This window comes from Gordonia sp. ALPHA1B1, assembly GCF_005502615.1.
Classification (GTDB): Bacteria; Actinomycetota; Actinomycetes; order Mycobacteriales; family Mycobacteriaceae; genus Gordonia; species Gordonia hongkongensis.
Map to the genome: position 1 here is coordinate 109,229 of NZ_SCOC01000005.1, position 21,900 is coordinate 131,128.

The 21,900-nt window shown below is 69.3% G+C and carries 21 protein-coding genes; 7 read left to right on the plus strand and 14 right to left on the minus strand.

The window, feature by feature from the left end:
• Nucleotides 1-70: 70 nt before the first annotated feature.
• A complete protein-coding gene (gene hpxO, locus FFS52_RS04955; protein ID WP_058252545.1) occupies nt 71-1,228 on the plus strand; it encodes an FAD-dependent urate hydroxylase HpxO in 1,158 nt (385 codons plus the stop codon).
• Between the two features lie 23 nt (nt 1,229-1,251).
• Here the strand turns inward: hpxO and eccB are convergent, their stop codons facing one another.
• Nucleotides 1,252-2,748, minus strand: a complete 1,497-nt coding sequence (eccB, locus tag FFS52_RS04960) for a type VII secretion protein EccB (protein WP_137809026.1) — start codon at nt 2,746-2,748, stop codon at nt 1,252-1,254.
• A 224-nt stretch (nt 2,749-2,972) separates the two neighbouring features.
• Between eccB and eccE the strand changes: the two genes are divergently transcribed.
• Nucleotides 2,973-4,688: a type VII secretion protein EccE gene (gene eccE, locus FFS52_RS04965; protein WP_249357859.1), complete on the plus strand. Its 1,716-nt coding sequence runs from the start codon at nt 2,973-2,975 to the stop codon at nt 4,686-4,688.
• A 10-nt stretch (nt 4,689-4,698) separates the two neighbouring features.
• Here eccE and manA read toward each other — a convergent pair whose 3' ends face one another.
• The 3 genes from manA to FFS52_RS04980 form a co-directional block, all read right to left on the minus strand.
• A complete protein-coding gene (gene manA / locus FFS52_RS04970; protein ID WP_137809028.1) occupies nt 4,699-5,985 on the minus strand; it encodes a mannose-6-phosphate isomerase, class I in 1,287 nt (428 codons plus the stop codon).
• A complete protein-coding gene (locus tag FFS52_RS04975) occupies nt 5,982-7,139 on the minus strand; it encodes a hypothetical protein (protein WP_058252542.1) in 1,158 nt (385 codons plus the stop codon). The genes manA and FFS52_RS04975 overlap by 4 nt, the downstream gene beginning before the upstream one ends.
• Nucleotides 7,140-7,228: 89 nt before the next feature.
• On the minus strand, nt 7,229-7,738 hold the full coding sequence (locus FFS52_RS04980; protein WP_171011554.1) for a DUF3499 domain-containing protein: 510 nt from the start codon (nt 7,736-7,738) through the stop codon (nt 7,229-7,231).
• Between the two features lie 142 nt (nt 7,739-7,880).
• Here FFS52_RS04980 and FFS52_RS04985 point away from each other — a divergent pair, with 142 nt between their 5' ends.
• Entirely contained in the window at nt 7,881-8,402 is a 522-nt protein-coding gene (locus FFS52_RS04985; protein ID WP_058252540.1) for a metallopeptidase family protein, read from the plus strand.
• A 64-nt stretch (nt 8,403-8,466) separates the two neighbouring features.
• On the opposite strand, the gene FFS52_RS23625 is transcribed toward FFS52_RS04985, so the two are convergent.
• Nucleotides 8,467-8,724 carry a WhiB family transcriptional regulator gene (locus FFS52_RS23625; RefSeq protein WP_171011557.1) on the minus strand — a complete coding sequence of 86 codons (258 nt, stop codon included), beginning with the start codon at nt 8,722-8,724 and terminating at the stop codon, nt 8,467-8,469.
• Nucleotides 8,725-9,413: 689 nt separating this feature from the next.
• Between FFS52_RS23625 and cofD the strand changes: the two genes are divergently transcribed.
• From cofD to FFS52_RS05005, 3 genes are read left to right on the plus strand one after another with little or no spacing between them, the layout of a single operon-like run.
• Nucleotides 9,414-10,451 (plus strand): 2-phospho-L-lactate transferase, encoded by a 1,038-nt coding sequence (cofD, locus tag FFS52_RS04995; RefSeq protein WP_137809029.1) that lies wholly within the window; start codon nt 9,414-9,416, stop codon nt 10,449-10,451.
• Nucleotides 10,448-11,797 carry a coenzyme F420-0:L-glutamate ligase gene (locus FFS52_RS05000; RefSeq protein ID WP_065632649.1) on the plus strand — a complete coding sequence of 450 codons (1,350 nt, stop codon included), beginning with the start codon at nt 10,448-10,450 and terminating at the stop codon, nt 11,795-11,797. Before cofD ends, FFS52_RS05000 begins: the two co-directional genes overlap by 4 nt.
• The gene (locus FFS52_RS05005) at nt 11,794-12,396 is read left to right on the plus strand and encodes an NUDIX domain-containing protein (RefSeq protein ID WP_065632648.1); all 603 of its coding nucleotides are present in this window, start codon (nt 11,794-11,796) and stop codon (nt 12,394-12,396) included. The genes FFS52_RS05000 and FFS52_RS05005 overlap by 4 nt, the downstream gene beginning before the upstream one ends.
• Nucleotides 12,397-12,429: 33 nt before the next feature.
• On the opposite strand, the gene glgC is transcribed toward FFS52_RS05005, so the two are convergent.
• Entirely contained in the window at nt 12,430-13,644 is a 1,215-nt protein-coding gene (glgC, locus tag FFS52_RS05010) for a glucose-1-phosphate adenylyltransferase (protein WP_065632647.1), read from the minus strand.
• Between the two features lie 129 nt (nt 13,645-13,773).
• Between glgC and glgA the strand changes: the two genes are divergently transcribed.
• Nucleotides 13,774-14,940 carry a glycogen synthase gene (glgA, locus tag FFS52_RS05015; RefSeq protein WP_212743638.1) on the plus strand — a complete coding sequence of 389 codons (1,167 nt, stop codon included), beginning with the start codon at nt 13,774-13,776 and terminating at the stop codon, nt 14,938-14,940.
• Here the strand turns inward: glgA and FFS52_RS05020 are convergent.
• From FFS52_RS05020 to FFS52_RS05055, 8 genes are all read right to left on the minus strand, one after another.
• Complete coding sequence (locus FFS52_RS05020; protein ID WP_137809030.1) at nt 14,919-15,890, minus strand: putative RNA methyltransferase; 972 nt, start codon at nt 15,888-15,890, stop codon at nt 14,919-14,921. The two genes, glgA and FFS52_RS05020, sit on opposite strands and share 22 nt — an antisense overlap.
• 2 nt (nt 15,891-15,892) lie before the next feature.
• Entirely contained in the window at nt 15,893-16,060 is a 168-nt protein-coding gene (locus FFS52_RS05025; RefSeq protein WP_004019232.1) for a DUF3117 domain-containing protein, read from the minus strand.
• A gap of 105 nt (nt 16,061-16,165) precedes the next feature.
• Nucleotides 16,166-16,564, minus strand: coding sequence for a DivIVA domain-containing protein (locus FFS52_RS05030; RefSeq protein WP_137809031.1), 399 nt, complete (start codon nt 16,562-16,564; stop codon nt 16,166-16,168).
• A gap of 138 nt (nt 16,565-16,702) precedes the next feature.
• The gene (locus FFS52_RS05035; protein ID WP_137809032.1) at nt 16,703-17,731 is read right to left on the minus strand and encodes a glucosyl-3-phosphoglycerate synthase; all 1,029 of its coding nucleotides are present in this window, start codon (nt 17,729-17,731) and stop codon (nt 16,703-16,705) included.
• Nucleotides 17,728-18,552, minus strand: a complete 825-nt coding sequence (gene folP / locus FFS52_RS05040; RefSeq protein ID WP_137809065.1) for a dihydropteroate synthase — start codon at nt 18,550-18,552, stop codon at nt 17,728-17,730. Before folP ends, FFS52_RS05035 begins: the two co-directional genes overlap by 4 nt.
• 71 nt (nt 18,553-18,623) lie before the next feature.
• Complete coding sequence (locus FFS52_RS05045; RefSeq protein WP_137809033.1) at nt 18,624-20,429, minus strand: long-chain-acyl-CoA synthetase; 1,806 nt, start codon at nt 20,427-20,429, stop codon at nt 18,624-18,626.
• 55 nt (nt 20,430-20,484) lie between these two features.
• Complete coding sequence (locus tag FFS52_RS05050; protein WP_137809034.1) at nt 20,485-21,042, minus strand: TIGR00730 family Rossman fold protein; 558 nt, start codon at nt 21,040-21,042, stop codon at nt 20,485-20,487.
• A 43-nt stretch (nt 21,043-21,085) separates the two neighbouring features.
• Nucleotides 21,086-21,865 (minus strand): TIGR00730 family Rossman fold protein, encoded by a 780-nt coding sequence (locus FFS52_RS05055; RefSeq protein ID WP_137809035.1) that lies wholly within the window; start codon nt 21,863-21,865, stop codon nt 21,086-21,088.
• Between the last annotated feature and the right edge of the window lie 35 nt (nt 21,866-21,900).

A 21,900-nucleotide genomic window follows, 5' to 3' on the forward strand; every position in this document is an offset into this window, starting at 1 on the left:
CGGTCAGGCGGCGAGGTGTCCGGCGTACTCGCCGCGCGCCGCGGCTCGCGGACACCTAGCCTGGGTTCCTGTGAAAGCTGTGATCATCGGCGCCGGTATGGGCGGGACCTCGGCGGGCATCGCGTTGCGACAGCTCGGGCACGAGGTCGAGATATACGAGCAGGTCACCGAGAACCGCCCCGTCGGCGCGGCGATCTCGGTGTGGTCCAACGGGGTCAAGTGCCTGAACCACCTCGGCCTCGAAGCCGAGACCGCCGCGCTGGGCGGCATCGTCGATTCGATGAGCTACATCGACGCATTCACCGGAGAGACGATGTGCCGCTTCAGCATGGCACCGCTCATCGACGAGGTCGGGCAACGTCCTTACCCGATCGCACGCGCCGAACTCCAGCTCATGCTCATGAACGCCTTCGGCCACGACGAGATCCGGTTCGGCAAGAAGATGGTCGCCGTCCACGACGGTCCGGACGGCGCCACGGTCGAATTCGCCGACGGCACCACTGCCCAGGGTGATGTCGTCATCGCCGCCGACGGTGCGAGATCGCTTGCCCGCGACCATGTGCTCGGTCACGCGGTCGAGCGTCGTTACGCGGGGTACGTGAACTTCAACGGACTCGTCCCGATCGACGAGGAGATCGGACCGGCCACCGAATGGACCACCTACGTGGGCGATTCGCGTCGGGTATCGGTGATGCCGGTGGCGGGCAACCGGTTCTACTTCTTCTTCGACGTGACCATGCCTGAAGGGGTTCCGTTCGAACGTGGAACCGCACGCGAGGTGCTCGCCGAGGAGTTCGCCGGATGGGCGCCCGGCGTCCAGAAGCTCATCGAGACACTGGATCCCGCGACCACCAACCGCGTCGAGATCCTCGACATCGATCCGTTCCACACCTGGGTCCGGGGACATGTAGCACTACTCGGCGACGCCGCACACAACACCACCCCCGACATCGGGCAGGGTGGTTGTTCGGCGATGGAAGATGCGATCGCCCTGCAGTTCGCCTTCCGTGATCACCCCGACGACCTGCACGCGGCCCTCACGACCTATGAGGCGTCACGCACCGAACGGGCCGCCGACCTCGTGCTCCGCGCACGCAAGCGCTGCGACGTCACGCACGGCAAGGACCCGGAGGCGACCGCGGCCTGGTACGAGGAACTGCGATCCGAGGACGGCACCAACGTCATCCGCGGGATCGTCGGCAACATCGTCGGCGGCCCGCTCACGTAGGGCCGCGGCGGGAGCGCCGTCGATCATCCGCCGGTCGAGGGTCCTTCGGTGTGCTCCGCGCCGGCGTCGAGTCGTGCGGTCTCCAGGCCGTCGTGCGCGACAAGGGCGTGCTCGCGCGAGAGGGTCGGCCCGGGCGCGAGCAGCGACACCACCGACCACGGCGCGCGGGATGGTGAATCCCCGAGCCCGAGGATGCCGCCGGTCTCGAAGTCCGGTACGCCGAACCGCACACCCGAATCGTTGACGTAGAACAGCGATTCGGTGCGCGAGCTGTCCGACTCGTTGCCGGTCACCTGCAGATACTCACCCGAGCCGGGCGGCATGTAGACCGCGTCGAGGTTCGGTCCGGCACCATCGGACGACGTCAGCCGGACCGGCACCGCGTCCGACGCGAGCGGCAGTTCGCGCCCCGCGAGCAACGTCGTCTGTGCGCGGGGCTCCCCCGTCCCGCGGGTCCAGGTGCGGCACAGCGTCGGATCGCCGCTCACGTCCAGCAGCGACGGCGCGACTTCGGGAAAGTCCGAGACGGGTTCCGACTCCACGGTTCTCAGCGCGGCGAGCTGCCCCGGGGCGACGGTGGTCACCGGAGCTGCGTCGGAGTCGGCCAGCCGCATGAGTTCGGCGGTCGGGGCGCTGATCTCCTGCACCCCGTCGCGCAGCACCAGATGATAGGACGTCGTGTCGTCGACACCGACCGACTTGACGACACTGCCGACACTCGCGCCGTCGACTGCCCCGGGCTGGCCGGCACCCGAGATCTCCGGCACGGCAAGCGGATCGACGAGTGGGAAGGTATTGAGCAGGCCGGTGGACATCTGCCGGGGCGTGGCCCCCTCGAGGCCGAGAGCCCGCATGACGGGCGCGCTCTCGGTGTCGACAGCGGCACGGACCGGACTCCAGACACCGTCCCGGAACAGCTGATACACCAGGAAGGTCTCGTCGCCGCCATCGACGAGCACGGCGTCGGCGGGGCGCGCCGTCCCGATCGCGTCACCCAGACGCGGCGTCTCGGCGATGACGGTCTGCTCGATCGACTCGGCCGGCGCGTCCGACACGGTCGACGAATCGCAGACCGTCCAGGTGGAGGAGTCCGGGTGCGACGACTTCGGCAGTGCCGCCGGCGCACCCGGGATGCCCAGCAGGGGTCCGCGCGGGTACGGCTTGAGCTTGTTGTCCCCGACCGAGGTCGGCGACTCCGAGCTACCCGTCACCAGCCGTGCCGAGGCCAGGTTGAGGACGGGATGCAGGGTGTCCTCGATCAGGACGTAGGTGCTGCCGCTGTTCTTGCTGACGATGATCGTGGCGTCGCCGACGGACCCCTGCGGCCGGATCAGGCCCCAGATTCCGCACCCGCCGAGGACCAACAAGCCGAGGACGGTCCCGACCACGAGCGCCTGCAACTGTGAACGCATGGGATCGTGCAACATCCGGACATCGCGTCGTACCAGCGCGTGCTCGAGCCTCTTGATCAGGAAACGGTAGCCGTTGACCTGGGCTTTGGTCGTCAGCTGACGTGCCACGGCTCCCCCTGTCCGCACCCGGGCCGCGGCGTCGGACCTTCTCCGGCGGCGAGCGGGTTGTGATCTCCTGCGGCACACCCCCTGCCGCGCGGTAGTAGCCTAGCCGACAAACATGCCCCTGACGTGTGGGGCTCCACCGCTTGTGCACACTCTCGGTGGACGGCACGCGGCAGTCGGCAGCGGTGATCGAGGGGGTCGCAACCGTGGAGCGGAACAGACGTGGGATGGCACTGCCCACACTCGTCGTGATCGAGGCGGTGCTGGCGCTCGGACTCGTCGTCTGGGTGGTGTCCGGCAGCGTCTGGGGAGCGACCGCACTCGGCGTGGCCGCGGTCGTCTCCGCAGGTCTGGTGCGGGTCGGCGGCCGGCCGTCGGTGTTCGGTCGAATCGTGGCGAATCTGTCGTTCTCCTGGTCGCGGATGCGCCGCGACCACGGCGATCTCGCCCCGGCCCCGTTCGACATACCGCTGCCCGCCCCCAGCACCCACGCCACCGCACGGCGGACATCGGCTCCGACGACCATCGGCGCGAGGTGGGTCGGCGACACCCTGGTCACCGTCGTCCGGGTGGACCCGGGCAGCCCGGCCGTCACCTACCTGACCCCGGGCCACAGCGAACTCGGCGACGAATCGGGCCAGGTGGTGCCCCTCGGCGTCCTGGCCGAGTGCATCAGTCCCTACGACATCCGGCTCAGCTCCATCGAGGTCATCAGTCACGGTGTGCGCGTGTGGGGTTCGGGCATCGCGCCGGACACCTACGACCGCACCCTGGGCCCGCTGTCGGCGACGGCCCAACGGTCGGTGCTGGTCGTCCTCCGGCTCAATCCCCTCGACTGCGCCGACGCCGTCGCCCGCCGCGGGGGCGGCGCGACCGGTGCACTGCGCACCGCGACGGTGACCACCCGCCGCGTCGCCAAGAGGCTCGCCGAACACGGCTTGTCGACGACCATCCTGTCGGCGGCACAGATCACCGCCATCACGGCGCAGCTCATCGAGGGCGCGAGCCTCGACTCGCTCGTCGAGGAACGCGACTCGGTCGGCGTCGCCGGTCTGCGGATGCGCAGCGCCGCCGTCGAACCGGCCGCCCTGACCGACGTGCTGCGCGGCATCTGGGTCAACTCCGCGGTCTCGACGACCGTCACCGTGAAGTTGTGCCCACGAGTCACCGAGGGCAGGCGTCGCGGCGATCGCACGACGGTCGAGGTGTCCGGGATCGTCCGCGTCAACGAGTTCCCCGCGGCGAGGCGCGCACTCGGTGGATGGCCCGCGGGTCTGATCCCCCTCGACGGCCGCCAGTTCGACGCTCTCGCAGCGAGTCTCCCCATCTCGACGCCGACCCGGCTCGACCGGGCCATACCCGCACTCACGGGTTCGGAGGCGGAGGCGTTCCTCGCCTCGGCGCGTATCCCGGCAGGCGGTTGCGGCCAGCTCATCGGCGCCGATCACGCCGGCCGCGCGGTCGCCACCCGGCTCGTCGGACCCGGTATCTCCACGGTCTCGGTCGCCGCGGGCATTCACGTCGTGGCCCAGATCGCTCTCCGCGCAGTCGCGGTCGGTGCCGCGGTGCGCGTGCACACCGACCGCCCGCACCGGTGGACCCCGGTGGTCACCGCCGTGGGCGATCCGAGCGCGCTGTCACTCTCGGGCGACCGCACCCCGGCGCGCCCCGGCCCCGGCCTGGTCATCGTCGACGGTGTGGCGCCACCTTCCCCACAGCCCGACACCACGCGGATGATCGTCGTCGCACCGGGCCTCGGCGAACCCGCCGACGGCGCCACCGTCGCGCTGCGTCAGAATCCGCGCACGCCACAGGACATCGCACTCGACACCGGCGGGCGGCCGATCCTGGTCACCATGGTCGCGACCCCCGACGAATGGAACCTGATCGGCGGCTACCCCGAACCCGCGGGCACCGCTGCGGCTACTCCGGTTCGGCGCTGACGGACTGACATCATTCGGACGCGGACGCCACCGATGAGGTCAGGTCGGGTTGCGCCGAGACCGCGGCCGGCACCAGCGCGCGGTAGAAGACCGCACGAGCCGACGCCGCGCGGACGATGACGTCCGGGTCGTCGTCGGTGATCCACACCGCCCGTCCGGCCGTCACGGTGAGCGGGTTCCCACCCGCCGGTCGGACCTCCACCGCGCCGCTGAGCACGGCGAGGATCTGCGGGCCCGGCATGTCGAAGCAGATCGACGAGGCGTGGTGGAGGCCCGTCCCGTCGAGTTCGACACGCGACAGCCGGAATTCGGGAGCGGGGGTGAGGTACACGCGCTCGGCGCCGACGGTCCGGATCTGCGGGGTCAGGTCCGAGACATCGACCGGGGTGAAGTCGAGGACGCGCAACAACTCGGGAACGTCGATGTGTTTGGGCGTCAGTCCGCCCCGCAGCACGTTGTCGGAGTTCGCCATGATCTCCACGCCCGTACCGCGGAGGTAGGCGTGCAGGTTGCCCGCGGACAGATAGAGCCCCTGCCCGGGTTCAAGGTGAATGTTGTTGAGCAGCAACGATGCCAGGACACCGGGATCGTTCGGGTAGGCCTCCCCGAGTTCACACACCGTCCGCAGTTCGGCGACGAACTCCGTCTCACCCGCGCTCAGCACGGTGACCGCGCCGGCGAGTACCGCCGGGACCAGCTGACGGAGCAGCGACTCGGGCAGCGTCAGCCACGTCGTGAAGAGCGCCCGCAGCCCCTCCGAGTCCGGCTGCCCCGCGAGCATCCCCAGATAGGGGTCGAGCTCACTGACCTGCAGTGCGCGGAGCAACCGAATGGTGTCCTCCGGTCGACGGAAGCCGGCCAGGGCGTCGAACTGGGTCGTCGCGACGATCAGTTCGGGCTTGTGCCATGGATCGCGGTAGTTGCGGTCGCGGGCTTCGAGCGCGACACCGCGGGAGTTCTCGCGTTCGAATCCTGCCCGGGCCTGTTCGGCGGACGGATGTGCCTGCAGGGACAGCGGTTCCTCGGCGGCGAGCACCTTCAGGAGGAACGGCAGACGCTCGCCGAAAGCCGCCGTGCTTGCCGCGCCGAGCGTACCGATCGGATCCGCGTCGATCACGTCGACGAGATCCTGCTCGATCCCGGCGACATCGACGCACCGAGCCGACCCCGCGGGATGGGACCCGAACCACAGCTCCGCCTCCGGGTGCGCCGACGGCACGGACCTACCCTGCATGGACGCGATCGCGGTCCGCGACCCCCAGGCGTATGGCCGCACCACTCCGTCGATGATCCTCATTGCAACGCGTTCCCAACCAGGCGGAGGTACACCGCCGCCATCTCGACCCGTAGTGCCACGATCAGGAAATCCAGTACATCCCCCGGGCCGTCGGCCACCGGATCCTCACCCGGCGCCGGACGCCGGTCCTCCCACTCGCGGCCGTCCGCGCCCCCGGCGGCCGAAGTCTCTTGCGCACGATCGATTCCGACGAGGAGATCGACCTCGCCGAGACCGGTGATCCGCTGACGCGTGAACCATTCCCGCCGCCCCGTCGAGACGACCTGGACACGCGGCGCGGGAGCTGCCGGCGGTCCGTCGAAGTCGGGGTCGTAGAAGATCGAGTCCGCACTCGGTGCGACATCCGAGCGCGACCCGAGCAACTGCACCATTCGCGAGACGTCCGTGAGTTCGGCTGCGGCGCTGACGATCCCGGAGAGTCCGACGAGCCCGGCGACGGCATGCCGGGCGATGGCCGCGCCGGCCGGGCTGTCCGCCGTCCAGACGGTGGGGCGGCCCCGGACGCGCAGCGCCAGCGATTTGGCGCGATTGTGGAAGGCGTCGCGGGCCGGGTGTCCGGTCGAGGCCTCGTCGTCGAGTGCGTCGGCGAGGTCGTCGAGTGCGGGCACGCTCCCGGTGAACCGGACCTGGGTCAGCGCACCGAACACCGCGAGCAGCGCGGCGGCGAACCCCACGAAGCGGAAGCGGGGTTCGATGTCGAACCGCGGCGCAAGGTTGATCCCGTTGCCGCCCAGCGCATCTCGAAGAGGCCCGGCCACGGGGGCGACCACCACGACCTCGGCCCGCCGGCGTAACGCCCGCGCGGCGGCGTCGGCGAGCGCCATGTCCCCGGCATCGTCGCCGGCGACGATCACGACGTCGAGCGGGCCGATCCACCCGGGCAACACCGGACCACTGACCACCGGGACGTCCACCCGGGCCCCGAGCGTGGCCACCGCGAAGTCGGTCGCCCGATGGGAGACGCCGCTGGAACCGTGGACCACGATGACGCTACGGGGACGCAGGTCCGCGAGCGGGGCGAGCACGCCTTCGCGTACCGCTTCGGCGACGGCGCGCACCTGTGCGCCGGCGAGCGCGACCGCTCTCAGCAAACCGTCGACATCGGCCGAGATCAGCTCCTCGGCGTCGTCGAGGTCGGGGGAACCGGTTCGCATGTCACCAGGGTAGCCAGGTCGCGGAGTCGGCGCGCACGTACTCGGCACAGTGGCTGTGTGGTCCACGCCCCCCGCGCGGTGGTGACCGGTCAGTCGACCGGGTCCGGCAGTACCCGCAGGTGTCCGCGGCGCCCCGGGCGCGGCCGGGTCTGGTGTCGCGGGGCCCCGGCCGGCTGCGACGGTGCATCGACCGGGCCGGCGCGGTGCCGACCCGTCCGACGGTCGTCCACGGCATCGCGATGGGCCTCGACGAACGCGGTGTCCTCGAAGGCGTCGAGGGCGTCGATCGGACTGCGGTCGACGTACCGCGGGCGTCCACCGCCGGCGACGGCTCCGGCTTCCCGAACCGCCTCGGCGAGCGCGGTCAGCTCTTGATCCTCGGCCGGCGGCGCGGAGAATCCCCGCTCGCTGCGCAGCATCTCCCAGCCGCGCGGGACGGTGATCCGGCGGGCGTGATCGTCGCACAGGTCCCACGAGTGCGGCTCCTGCGACGTCGCGAGCGGACCGATCACCGCGGTCGACTCGGCGTAGACGAAGGTCAGGGTAGCCACCGCGGATCGGGCGCAGCCGGGTCGGCAGCACAGTCGGGGAAGCTTCACGTGACGAGATTAGCCCTCGTCGCTCGCAACCGCGTCGGCGACACGCTCACCGGGCGGGCGGCCGGCGAAGACCCGGACCGCCGGAGCAGACACGCAGTGACCGGAGGAGACACGGACTCGTCCGACCTCCTACACTCTCGCCATGCGTATCGACCCGAAGCCGACTCCACGTGGCTCCTCCGGCCTGCCGGAGGCGCGCCGCGGTCGTCGGCGGACGGGTCGTCACCGCGATCGTCGCGGACGGGGACTGCGCTCGCCGTTGCTGCCACAGGGCGTGCCCGCCCACAACAGCCGGTCCGATGAATTCGACGCGGTCGCCCTGGAGGCGTTCGCCGAGATCGACGCGCAGTGGCATGACCAGATCGCCGGACTCGACATCGCCGTCGACGAGATCCCCCGGCTCCTGCCCCGCGACCCCGAGACAGTCGAGTGGCCCGACGAGGTGACCGCCGACGGTGCGGTGCCGCTCGCACGGCTGATCCCGGCCGGGATGGATGTGAACGGCGCACCGACGCGGGCGCAGATCATCCTGTTCCGCCGGCCACTGGAGTCCCGGGCCAAGAAGGGCACCGAGTTGCTGGATCTGATCCACGAGGTACTCGTGCAACAGGTGGCGACGCATCTGGGCGTCGACGAAGACACGATCGACCGCGGACCAGAGTGATCCGCGGTCGATGATCGGTGGGGACGACTCCGTCGCGAGCCGTCCGCTCAGATGGTGACGCCGGTCAGATGATGCCGCGCTTGAGACGCCGGCGCTCACGCTCCGACAGGCCGCCCCAGATACCGAAGCGTTCGTCGTTGTGCAGTGCGTACTCGAGGCATTCGGACTTGACCTCGCAGCCCTGGCAGATCCGCTTGGCCTCACGTGTCGACCCACCCTTTTCCGGGAAGAACGCCTCGGGGTCGGTCTGCGCACACAGGGCACGGTCCTGCCACTGCTCTTCGACGGCGTCGAAGAGATCGTCGAAGTCGTTGGGCACCAACGAAAGATGACGACGACCCGGGTCGGCATCGTCGGCGACGGGCCCGTGCGGCGACCCGAAGTCGGTCCCGATGCCGATGGCCGACGCGGCAGCGGTGCCGCCGATCATCGAATCATCAACGGGGCCAAGGGTGTTGAATTCGGCGGTGAATTGCGGGCGGTTCTGTGGTTCAAGCGGATTGCCGATCGGGTTTTCCAAAGCCATCGTCGGCGCCTCCTAGCTCGGGATGTTGGTAGTTTCTGCGTCCTCTGCGAACACGGCCTGTGTGCCGCACCCACCACTGTTGCCACACCACTTGTACTACGGATGTGGAAACACCCACATCAGACGTACACAGCGCCCGAGCGACGGCCCGCGAAGTGCCGGAACCGACCCTCTCCCGAGTTCGAACATACGATCGAATCCGTTGAAGTCCAGCGGTTTTCGATCCGAAGGTTCTCGATCTCAAACTCGGAATGACACTGATGTGATTACACACGCCCAAGGCGGTCCCGGTCAAGTTGAAGTCAAAGATTCTCTGTTTACCACCAGGATCCGACAACCCTGTGACTCGACACGACATTGACCTCAACCCGACGTGAATGTCACACCGAACCCGGCACGGGTCGAAACCATCCGCACCGCACCGACAGCGCCTGACCGCCGACTCACACCGCGCACTACAGTGGCGGTGTGAAGGAGTACCTGCTGTGAAGGTGACCGTACTCGTCGGGGGCGTCGGAGGGGCACGATTCCTCCTCGGTGTGCGCGAATTGTTCGGCCCGACGGCGTTCCCGGCCCCCCAGGACGACGCGTCCGGCGCCCCGGCGAACGAGCACGAGATCACCGCCGTCGTGAACGTGGGCGACGACGCCTGGATGCACGGCGTCCGCATCTGCCCCGACCTCGACACCTGTATGTACACCCTCGGGGGCGGGATCGATCCCGAACGCGGGTGGGGTCGGCGCGACGAATCCTGGCGCGCGAAAGAGGAACTCGCCGCCTACGGGGCCGACCCGGATTGGTTCGGACTCGGCGATCGCGATCTCGCGACCCACCTCATCCGGACCCAGATGCTCGACGCCGGGTACCGGCTGTCCGACGTCACGGCCGCCCTGTGCCGGCGCTGGGTCCCCGGGGTGCGGCTCCTGCCCGTCACCGACGATCGTCACGAAACCCACGTCGTGGTCGCCAAACCCGACGGCGAGGACGGCGAACGGGTCGCGATCCACTTCCAGGAATGGTGGGTACGCCATCGCGCGCAGATCCCCACCTTCGGCTTCGCGCAGGTCGGTTCGGACGACACGGCGCCGGCACCCGGCGTCCTCGACGCGATCGCCGACGCCGATGTCATCCTCCTCGCGCCGTCGAACCCGGTCGTGAGCATCGGCGCCATCGTCAGTGTTCCCGGGATGCGCAGCGCGCTGCGCCAGACCAGGGCCCCGGTGGTCGGGATCTCACCGGTCATCGACAACCGTCCCCTGCGCGGCATGGCCGACGAGTGCCTGTCCGTGATCGAGGTCGAGTCCTCGGCACAGGGGATCGCCGGACACTACGGCGCCCGCAGCGGCAACGGGATTCTCGACGGTTGGCTCATCGCCGAGGGTGACCACGCCGCTGTCGACGGCATCGCCGTCGGCGCCGCACCGCTGCTCATGACCGACCCCGCGGCCACCGCGCAGATGGTGCGTGCGGCCTGCGCGCTCGTCGACGTACCGCTGCCCGAGACCAACAAGGGCGTGCGGTGACCGCTCGCCCCGACCACCGCGCACCGGGACATCTCGAGATCCGGCCGGTGACCGGCCTGCCCGAGTTCACCGCCGACTCCGACGTCGCGGGTGAGATCCTCGGCGCCGCACCCTGGCTCGAGTCCGGCGACGTCCTGGTGGTCACCAGCAAGATCATCTCCAAGGCCGAAGGGCGGATGGTCGACGCGCCCAGCGACCCCGAGGAGCGGGACGCGCTGCGTCGTCGCCTCGTCGACGCCGAATCGGTGCGCGTCCTGGCCCGCAAGAACCGAACCCTCATCACCGAGAACCGCCTCGGCCTGGTGCAGGCAGCGGCCGGGATCGACGGCTCGAATGTGCGCAGCGACCAACTGGCACTCCTGCCGGAGAACCCCGACCGCAGTGCGGCGTCACTGCGGCGTGCCATAGCCGACGCCGCCGGCCTCGACGTCGCGGTGATCATCACCGACACGATGGGTCGGGCCTGGCGGACCGGACAGACCGACGTCGCCATCGGCGCGGCCGGCATCGCCGTGACCCATCCCTACGAGGGCGGCGTCGACGACTACGGGAATCCGTTGATCGTCACCGAGATAGCGGTGGCCGACGAACTCGCCGCTGCGGCGGACCTCGTCAAGGGCAAGCTCGCCGCCGTCCCGGTCGCCGTCGTCCGCGGATTCGCTCCGGCCGACGACGGCACCACCGCCGCCGACCTCATCCGTCCCTACGACGAGGACCTGTTCCGTCTCGGGACCGAAGAGGCGATCGCAGAGGGCCGCCGAGAGGCCATCCGCACCCGGCGTTCGGTGCGCACCTTCGCCGACCGGCCCGTCGACCCCGCGGAGATGCGCGACGCCCTCGCCGAGGCGCTCACCGCCCCGGCACCCCACCACACACATCCGGTCCGCTTCGTGTGGCTGCGTTCCGCCTCGCGACGCCGCGAACTGCTCGACGCGATGACGCGCGACTGGCGCACCGACCTCGAATCGGACTCCAAGACAGCCGAATCCATCGAGAAGCGACTTCGACGCGGGCAGATCCTCTACGACGCCCCGGAACTGGTGATCCCGTTCCTCGTACCCGAGGGCGCCCACGACTACCCCGATGATCGTCGCAACGCCGCCGAGCACACGATGTTCACCGTGGCCGCGGGCGGGGCGGTCGCGACCCTGCTCACCGCGCTGGCGGTCCGCGACATCGGCAGCTGCTGGGTCGGGTCGACCATCTTCGCCGCGCCGACGGTGCGCCGCGTTCTCGATCTGGATCCGAGTTGGGAACCGCTGGGGGCCGTCGCCATCGGACATCCGCTCGAACCGGCCGGGTTGCGCGACCCCGCCCCCACCGCGGAGTGGGTCGTCGAACTGTGACCGCCGAGTCGCTGCACGCCTCCGCCGTCGAGGCCCTGACACGGTGGGAGACACCCGATCCCGCCCAGGACTCCCTGCGTCACGCATATCTCGCGTTCCTCGCCGCGTCCCCGGACGGGTGTCTTCGGGCCTGCGCACCAGGACATCTGACGGGTTCGGCGATCGTCTTCGACGCGACGCGCCGACACGTCCTGCTGACCCTGCACCCCCGCGTCGGGAAGTGGATACAGCTCGGCGGTCACTGCGAACCCTCCGACGATTCCCTCGCCGGCGCGGCGCTACGCGAGGCGCGAGAAGAGTCGGGCATGCCCGAACTCGTGCTCGACACCGCCGACCCCACGCTCGCCGGTGACGGGATGGTCCACCTCCACACCCACCCGATCACCTGCTCCTTGGGAGTCCCCACCCGCCACCTCGACGTCCGCTACCGGGTGGTCGCCGCCCCGACGCCCGACGGTGAACTCCCCCGCGTCGTATGCAGTGACGAGTCCGTGGACCTCCGCTGGTGGCCGGTCGACGCGCTTCCGGACGACGCCGGAGACGACATCGCGACGCTCATCGACGCGGCCCTACGCGACGGGCCAACCCCCGCTCCCTGAGGTGCGAGCGAAGCGAGCCACGAAGGGCGGTCGTCAGACCTGGATGTTCTTGCCGACGGTGACCACACCGCCGGCGCTCACCGAGAACCGTTCGCGGTCGGCCTCGAGATCGACACCGAGCTGCTCGCCGTCACCGATCACGACGTTCTTGTCGAGGATGGCCTTGCGGACCACCGCGCCCTTGCCGACGCGCACGCCGGGCATCAGCACGCTGCCCTCGACCACCGCGCCGTCCTCGACGATGACGTTCGACGACAGCACGGAGTTGCGCACCGTGCCGGCGGAGATGATGCATCCGGAACCGACCACGGAGTCCTCCGCGACCCCGCCCTGGACGAACTTGGCGGGCGGCAGGTTGTGGGTCTCGCCGCGGATGGGCCAGCGGCCGTTGTAGAGGTTGAAGATCGGGTGGACCGACACCAGGTCCATGTGCGCCTCGTAGAACGCATCCAGGGTTCCGACGTCGCGCCAGTAACCGGTGTCGCGTTCGGTGGCACCGGGTACCTGATTGTCCTTGAAGTCGTAGACGAAGGCGGTGTCCCGGCGCACGAAGGCCGGGATGATGTCACCGCCCATGTCGTGGTCGGAGTCCGAGTCGGCGGCGTCGGCGCGCAGCGCGTCGACCAGCGCCTCGGTGGTGAACACATAGTTGCCCATCGACGCGAACGTCACGTCGGGATCGTCCGGCGTGCCGGGCGGATCGGCCGGCTTCTCCAGGAAGCGGGTGATCTTCCCGCTCTCGTCGGAGTCGATGCAGCCGAAGGCCACCGCCTCCGCTCGGGGCACGCGGATCCCGGCCACCGTGACGTCGGCGCCGGATTCGATGTGCGCGGCCACCATCTGCGACGGGTCCATCCGGTACACGTGATCGGCTCCGAAGACGACGATGTACTCGGGTCGTTCGTCGGTGATGAGGTTCATCGACTGGAAGATCGCATCGGCACTGCCGGTGTACCAGCGTGGTCCGAGTCGCTGCTGGGCCGGCACCGGGGTGATGTACTCGCCGTGGAATCCCGACGTCCACCAGGTCTGCGAGATGTGCCGGTCCAGCGAATGCGACTTGTACTGTGTCAGCACGCAAATGCGCTCGTAACCGGCATTGACCAGGTTGGACAGCACGAAGTCGATGAGTCGGTAGGCACCGCCGAAGGGCACCGCAGGTTTGGCGCGGTCCATCGTCAGCGGGTACAGACGCTTGCCTTCGCCGCCTGCGAGGACGATGCCGAGGACGTGCGGCTCAGATCTCACTCCCCCAACTTAACCGCGATCGAAGCCGTCGGCCAGATGACCGGGCGGTCAGTATGCGTGGCGTCGGCCGCGACCGGGGTTTGGCAGCACCGATGGCGATCTGCGCGCGTTGGCACTAGCGTCGAGATCATGCGGGTGGCGATGATGACACGGGAATATCCACCTGAGGTCTACGGCGGCGCCGGGGTCCACGTCACCGAATTGGTCCGGTATCTGCGCGATCTCATCACCGTCGACGTGCACTGCATGGGCGCCGAGCGGGAGACCGCCTCGGTGTACACCCCCGACCCGGGGTTGGCCGGGGCGAATGCGGCGATCACGACGCTGTCGGCCGATCTGCGGATGGTGGTGGGTGCGTCCGGTGCCGACGTCGTGCACTCCCACACCTGGTACACCGGCCTTGCCGGGCACCTGGCGGGACAGCTCTACGACGTGCCGCACGTGCTGACCGCCCACTCGCTCGAACCGTCGCGCCCGTGGAAGGCCGAGCAACTCGGCGGCGGGTACCGGGTGTCGAGCTGGGTGGAACGCAACGCGGTGGAGTACGCCGACGCGGTGATCGCGGTGAGCTCGGGGATGCGCACCGAGATCTGTGACACCTACCCGCGTCTGGACCCTGAGCGTGTCCATGTGGTGCGCAACGGGATCGACACATCTCAATGGTTCCCGGTCGACGATCCGTTCGGACCCGACTCGACGCCGACCGCACTCGGGCTCGACCCGGACCGCCCGATCGTGGCGTTCGTCGGCCGGATCACCCGGCAGAAGGGCGTCGCACATCTGGTGGCCGCGGCGCACCGGTTCGATCCGGACATCCAGCTCGTCCTCTGTGCTGGTGCCCCCGACACGCCGGAGATCGGCGCCGAGATCGAGAGCGCGGTGGGCGAACTCTCCGCCTCGCGTCCCGGCGTCCACTGGGTGCGCGAGATGCTCCCACTCCCCCGGATCCGCGAAGTCTTGACCGCGGCAACGGTCTTCGTGTGCCCATCGGTGTACGAACCGCTGGGCATCGTCAACCTCGAGGCGATGGCCTGCGGTACCGCGGTGGTGGCCTCGGCGGTCGGCGGCATCCCCGAGGTTGTGCGCGACAACGTCACCGGCCGCCTCGTGCGGTACGACCCCGTCGATCCGGCGACCTTCGAACACGATCTCGCCGACACGGTGAACGCGGTGGCCTCGGATGCGGCGGCGGCGTCGGCGATGGGGGTGGCCGGCCGCGAACGCGCCGAGGCCGAGTTCTCCTGGGCGTCGATCGCCGAACAGACGCTGGGTGTCTACGAGTCCGTACGGCGCTGAGCGGGTGAGCGTCCGCGGACGGGCCGACACGTGGTCACCACGACCGACACCGTGACCGGCACCCGACCGTCCCCGGCGAAGGCCGCGGCCCGCGAGCGGATGTCGGCCTCGTTGGAGTGAAATGCCGACGGGCCCATGGCGACCAGATCCCCCACGGTCTGCGCGTCGACGTCGGCGGAGTACCGGACAGGTGACTCGTCGACCAATTCGAAGCCCGCGTCGAGCGAGGCACGGAGGCGCTCGGATTTGGCCTCGTCGACACGCAGCATCGCCATCGGCTCGATGAGTTCGCCGAGGTGGTCGGGCCCCGGACTCACGATGATCAGTGCGCCATCAGGGGCCAGTACGCGGGCGAACTCGCTCGCGTTGCGCGGCGCGAACACCGAGAGCACCACCGCGACAGCGTCATCGACGACGGGCAGGCCGCGCCAGACGTCGGCGACGACGGCAGCGAGGGGCCGGGGTCCCCGCGCCATGGCCCGCGCGCAGTACTTCGAGAGGTCCAGGCCGATTCCGGCGGCCGAGGACCGTCCGTCACCGCCGGGCACCCCGCTCGCCTCGACCGCGGCGCGAAGATAGTGTCCGCCACCGGCCCCCGCGTCGAGGATCACCGGCCGGTCGTGTCCACCCGTGACCTCGGCCGCGCGGCCGGCGACGAAATCGACCACGGGGAGCAGGAAACCGGAGTCGTGCACGCGGGCTCGGGCGGCCACCATGGCTGCGGTGTCGGCGCGCAGCGCGCCGGACCGGCCGTCGAGCAGTGAGACATAGCCCTGGCGGGCGAGGTCGAAAGAATGCGCCTGCGGACAGCGCAGCGACGCGCCGTCGGCCGACAGGCGCCCGGTACACACCGGGCAGCGCAGGATCTCGAGTACCGAAGTGAGGCCATGCGCCCGGTGCGGAGTCGGTGGGTCCGCCCGGGCCTCATGGGAACTGCCCTCGTGGGGCATGTTCAGCCGGTTACCCCGCGGAGTTCCTCGCCCAGCGCGGCTGCTTCGTCGGCGGTCAGCTCGACGACGAGTCGACCTCCACCTTCGATCGGAATCCGGACAACGATTCCACGCCCTTCTTTGGCCGCTTCGAGGGGGCCGTCCCCAGTACGTGGCTTCATTGCCGCCATTCTCAAGCTCCCTTCAAGGTCCCTGCTCCGAACATGATACGTGCCCGGGTCGCACACGATTGTCAGTGCGCGACACGCGCGCCGCGCGGTCTCGACGTACGGCCCCTACTGGGGGGTGCTCGGCGGGCCGGACCGCCCGGCGTCCACGCCGCCGTTCCCGGCGACGTCGACGTCCGGATCGTCCGCCGATCCGACCGCTTCCGCCCCGGGCACCGACTCCCGTTCGCGCAGACGCGTGATCACCGACCGCAGGTCGTCGACCTCACGCGCGAGACGTGCCAGCGCCCAGTCGACTTCGGCCTGCTTGTAACCACGCGGGGTCTGGGCGAAGCGCAACGCACGCACGTCCTCGCCGGTGATGCCCACCGACGGCAACCGGGTGAGCGTGGTGTCGGGCTCGACCGGCGGCAGATCTTCTCCGCGTCCGAACACGAACCAGACGACAGCGAACACGATCGCGACGACGAGTCCCATGATCAGCAGGTACAGCAGCAGCGTCTGCATGCGTTCCATCCTGGCAGAAGCGCCCGGACGACGGCCCGGCACAGCACCGACCCGGCGACGGCCGCCCGCGTCAGGGCGGGCGGCGTCGCCGGGTCGGGGCCGGGTTCATCAGGTCTGGCCCATCAGGTCCGGAGCCGGCTAGGAGGCCATCTCCTCGGCCTTGGGGGCCAGGGCGCGCACGGTGTTCATCGGCGGACGATCCTCGAGATAGACCTCGGTGGTGTGCGGCGTGAAGGAGCCGTCGGGTTCGGCGGTGAACTGGGTGAGCCCGACGCCCGAGTCCTCGATGCCGCAGCGGCGCATCAGGGTTCCGACGATCTGGCGGCTCATGACCCCCAATTCCACCAGCGGGCGGTTGCGATGGGTTCGGACCCCGAGGTTGACCTGACCGATCCCGGCCAGGCCGTACCGGTCATAGGTGTCGATGAGAAGGCCGATCTCGACCCCGTAGCCCGGCGCGAACGGAACCGACGAGAGCAACTCGCGGGTGCCGGCGTACTCGCCGCCGAGTGGCTGGAGGACCGCGGTGAGATCCGGCTTCTGGGATGCCAGGAGGGGGCGTGCCACGAGCTCGGTCACGCGTCCGCCACCGTTCGCGTCGTGCGTACCGCCCGTGCGCAGCGGGCGCCGGTAGTAGCCCTTGACCAGCTGGATCTCGGGGTTCAGCAGGAGCGGACCGAGCATCTTGGGCACGAACATCGGGTCCGGGTCGATGAGATCGGAGTCGACGAATGCGATGATGTCGCCGGTCGCCACGGCGACCGAACGCCACAGCACCTCGCCCTTGCCCTTGACCGGGTCCAGCTCGGGTACTGCCTCCTCGCGGGAGATCACCTGCGCACCGGCGGCGAGCGCGCGCTCGGCGGTGGCATCGGTGGAACCGGAGTCCAGGACGATGATCTCGTCGACCACGGTGCCGTACAGCGGCATGATCGTGGCGATGACGTCGGCGACGGTCTCTTCCTCGTTCAGCGCGGGCAGCACCACCGAGATGGTCCGGCCGTTCTTCGCGTCGACGAGGTCGTCGATCGGCCAGTCCGGCTGCTCCCAGGTGTGGGTTGCCGACCAGCGCTGCTCGGTCCCCGGGGTCTGGGCGACCGTCGGCCACATGGCGGCCTTGTCCCGGCTGACGGTGCTGGGCTTACGTCGCTTCTGCTGCTTGGTCATGCGAGTCCCCTGACTGTTCGGGCGGGTGGTTTCGCTCCCGCGATGGCAGCGACCATGTCGACCACGCGACGAGTGGCAGCGACTTCGTGGACGCGGAAGATCCGGGCGCCTTGGGCGGCGGCCAGACTTGTCGCGGCCAGAGTCCCTTCCAATCGGTGCGTTAGGTCTGTACCCAGAGTCTCCCCTACGAAATCCTTGTTGCTCAGCGCCATCAGGACCGGCCAGCCCGTGTTTACAAGATCTTTCACACCACGTAACAGAGCCAGCCCGTGGTGAGTGTTCTTGCCGAAATCGTGCGTCGGATCGATAACGATCGAGTCTCGACGCACCCCGGCAGCGAGCGCCCGGTCGGCCGCGGAGGTCACCTCCCGGATCACGTCGGCCACCACCGCGTCGACCGAATCCCCGTATGCGACGCGGTGCGGCCGGGTCCGCACCCGCGCGCCACCCGTGTGCGAGCAGACGATCCCGGCCCCGCGTTCGGCGGCGACGTCGACGACGTCGGGGTCGAATCCCGCCCAGGTGTCGTTGATGAGATCCGCGCCGGCGGCGCAGGCCTGGTCGGCGACCTCGCTGCGCCAGGTGTCGACGCTGATCAGCACGTCCGGATGGCGGTCGCGGATCCAGGCGATCATGCCGACGACCCGGGCGGCCTCGGTCGCGGCGTCGACCTCGCGTCCGGGTCCGGCCTTGACCCCACCGACGTCGATGATGTCGGCGCCCTCGGCGACGACCCGGTCGACGTGCGCCTGGGCGGCGGCGTCGTCGAAGCTCGCTCCTCGGTCGTAGAACGAATCAGGGGTGCGGTTGACGATCGCCATCACCAACGCGCGGTCGGTCGGCACCCGCCGCCCGCACAGCGTGTCCGATGCCGACGTCTCCGGGCCGGAACTCACCCCTTGGGCACCTTGGCGGCGGCGACATCGTCGGGGTAGTCGTCGTAGAACTCGGTGTAGCCCTCCTCCTTGCCGAGCAACACGTAGAGCCGTTCGGCCTCGGCGTCGGAGTACCCCTCCTTGCGCAGCTCGACCTTGCGGTTCTTGAAGGTCGAGGTCTGCTCGAAATCGTCGACGATCCGCACGAACAGCGGCACCGCGTACGACGGCAGCGCGTCGTAGAGATGGCGGGCGAATGCGCCCGGGTCGAGGTCGGCGCCCTCGCGCAGCTTGATCGCGATCATCCCGGCGCGACCGTCGGTGCCGGGGACCTCGACGCCGTACGCCACCGACTGCGCGACGGCCTGATAGGAGTCGACCGCCCCCTCGACCTGGGTGGTGGCGACGTTCTCGCCCTTCCAGCGGAAGGTGTCGCCGAGCCGGTCGACGAAGGCGATGTGCGCGAAGCCCTGATCGCGGACGAGGTCACCGGAGTTGAAGTAGGAGTCGCCGTCCTTGAAGGCGTCGCGGATGATCTTCTTCTCGGTCTCCTCGGAGTCGGTGTAGCCGTCGACGGGCACCCGGTCACTGATCTGGGCGAGCAGCAGGCCGGTACCGCCCCGGCCGACCTTCACGAGCCGGCCGTCGTCGCCGCGCTTGGGGTTACCCTCCTCGTCGTATTCCACGATCTTGTACGGGAGCGGGCAGAAGCCGGCGGTCTTGTCGACGCTGAACGCGTTGACGAATGCGAGGTTGAGTTCGCTGGCCCCGTAGAACTCGACGACGCGGTCGACCCCGAAACGCTCGCGGAACTCGTCCCAGATGTCCGGGCGCATACCGTTGCCGACCACGGTGTGCACGGAATGCTGGCGATCCGTGGGCTTCTCGGGCTGCGCGAGGAGGTAGCGGCAGAGCTCGCCGATGTAGCAGAACGCCGTCGCACGGTTGAGGATCACGTCGTCCCAGAACTTCGACGCCGAGAACGAGCGTCCGATGGCGATGCACGCACCCGAGGCGAGGACCGAGGACAGTGACACCGACAGCGCGTTGTTGTGGTAGAGCGGCAGCGGGACGTACATGGTGTCGCTGTGGCGCAACCGCACCGCGAGACCGCCGATGCCGGACAGGCTCGCCAGCCACCGGTTGTGGCTCATCACGCTGGCCTTCGGCATCCCCGTGGTGCCGGAGGTGAAGATGTAGAACGCCTTGGTCGATGCGGGCAGCTGCTCGGTGACCTCGGGATCGGCTTCCGAGAGTCCCTCGGCCGCGGCGTCGAACGCGGCGAAATCGTAGACGTGTTCGGGCAGGACCGATTCCGGGATCGACTCGAAGGCCTCCGCGCACTCGGGATCGTGGATGAGGACCTTGGCCTCGAGGAGGCCGACGCTGTGCTCGAGCACCTCACCGCGCTGGTTGTAGTTCAGCATCCCGGCGATCGCGCCGAGTTTGACGGTGGCGAGCATCAGCAGCAGGTCGGTCGTGCAGTTCTTGGAGAGCAGCGCCACCACGTCGCCCTTGCCGACGCCGTCTGCGGAAAGTGCTGCGGCGTAACGGTTCACGCGGCGGTTGGCCTCGCCGTAGGTGGTCGTGCGGCCCTCGAACCGGACGAACGGCCGGTCGGGGTGCTCGGCCGCGTGCTTCTGGAAGACCGAACCGATGGTCCGCTTGGCCTCCGGTGGGCGTCGGATGAGCCCCGGCGCGTGCTTGATCATCCCGGTCGCATGTGGCGCCATCTTCACCACGCCGCGAAGGATGTCGGGGATACCGACGGTCTTCTTCACACTCTGCTGCCGACTGTCCTGCTGCTCGACCCCTTGGGACATCTGCCCTCCGCTCTCCCGCTGGCGTTTCGAGTGCCCCGCGCACTCAGGCGCTACCTTACCGGCCGGTAGCAAGGCCTTCCCGTGCCGTCGCCAACTCCACCGCGTCGGCGACCGACCGCGTGACGAGCAGCCGGTCGAGCGATCGTCGGGCGACGAACCCGGTTGTCGACAACTCTCGCAGCCAGTCGAGCAACGGCGCGTAGAAATCGACAGGATCGAGCAGGACGACCGGTTTGTCGTGCATCCCGAGGTAGCCCCCGGTCCAGGTCTCGAAGAGCTCCTCGAGCGTCCCGATCCCGCCCGGGAGGGTGATGAACCCGTCGGCACGCTCGTCCATGAGGCGTTTGCGTTCGCGCATGGTCTCGGTGACCACGAGTTCGCCCGATCCGAGGTCGGCGACCTCGTGCTTCATCAGTGCGCGCGGGATGATGCCGACCGTGTGGCCACCGGCCTCGCGAGCGGCGTTGACCAGCGCGCCCATCATGGAGATGTTCCCGCCACCGGAGACGACCACATGCCCCTGTTCGGCGAGCGTCCGACCCACTTCGGCGGCGAGATCGAGGTAGGGCTGGTCGACGGGACCGGAGGCGCAATAGACGCAGACAGCACTCACCGGGCAATCGTGCCATCGTCTGCCGGGAAGGTCATATCGACCCTCAGGGTGTCGCGGCCTCGATCGCGGCGACCACGTCGTCGGGATCGTCGACGACGGTGAGCAGGTCCAGATCCTCGGGCGAGATCATCCCGCGCGCGGCGAGGACGTCGCGCATCCAGTCCAGCAGGCCGCCCCAGAAGTCGCTGCTCACCAGCACGATCGGGAACCGGACCACCTTCTTGGTCTGCACCAGGGTCAGCGCCTCGAAGAGTTCGTCGAGGGTGCCCATCCCGCCAGGGAGACAAACGAACGCCTGCGCGTACTTCACGAACATCGTCTTGCGCACGAAGAAGTATCGAAAGTTCATGCCGAGATCGACCCAAGGGTTGAGACCCTGCTCGAAGGGCAGCTCGATGTTGAGTCCGATCGACTGCGCCCCGGCCTGATGGGCCCCCTGGTTCGCAGCCTCCATCGCACCGGGTCCGCCACCGGTGATGACCGCGTAACCGGCCTCGCCCAGCGCTCGGCCCACGCGGACACCGAGCGCGTATTCCGGCGACTCCGGATGCAGTCGCGCCGAGCCGAAGACGGTCACGGCCTCGGCGACCTCGCTCATCGCATCGAACCCGGCGACGAACTCGGACTGGATGCGCAGGACCCGCCAGGAGTCGCGCATGGTCCGTTCGGAACGACGCGTGGCGTCGCGCGGGTCGACCCATTCCAGCAGGCGGCGGTCCGTGGTCTTGCCGCGCTGGTCTCGCCGGATCCGGATCGGGCCGACGTAGCAGGTGTCGGGGTTCGTTCCGTCTTCGACGGGTTCCGGTTCGGGCGTGGTCGACATGGCGGTCACGCTAGCAGCGCCGTCCGACTCCGCCG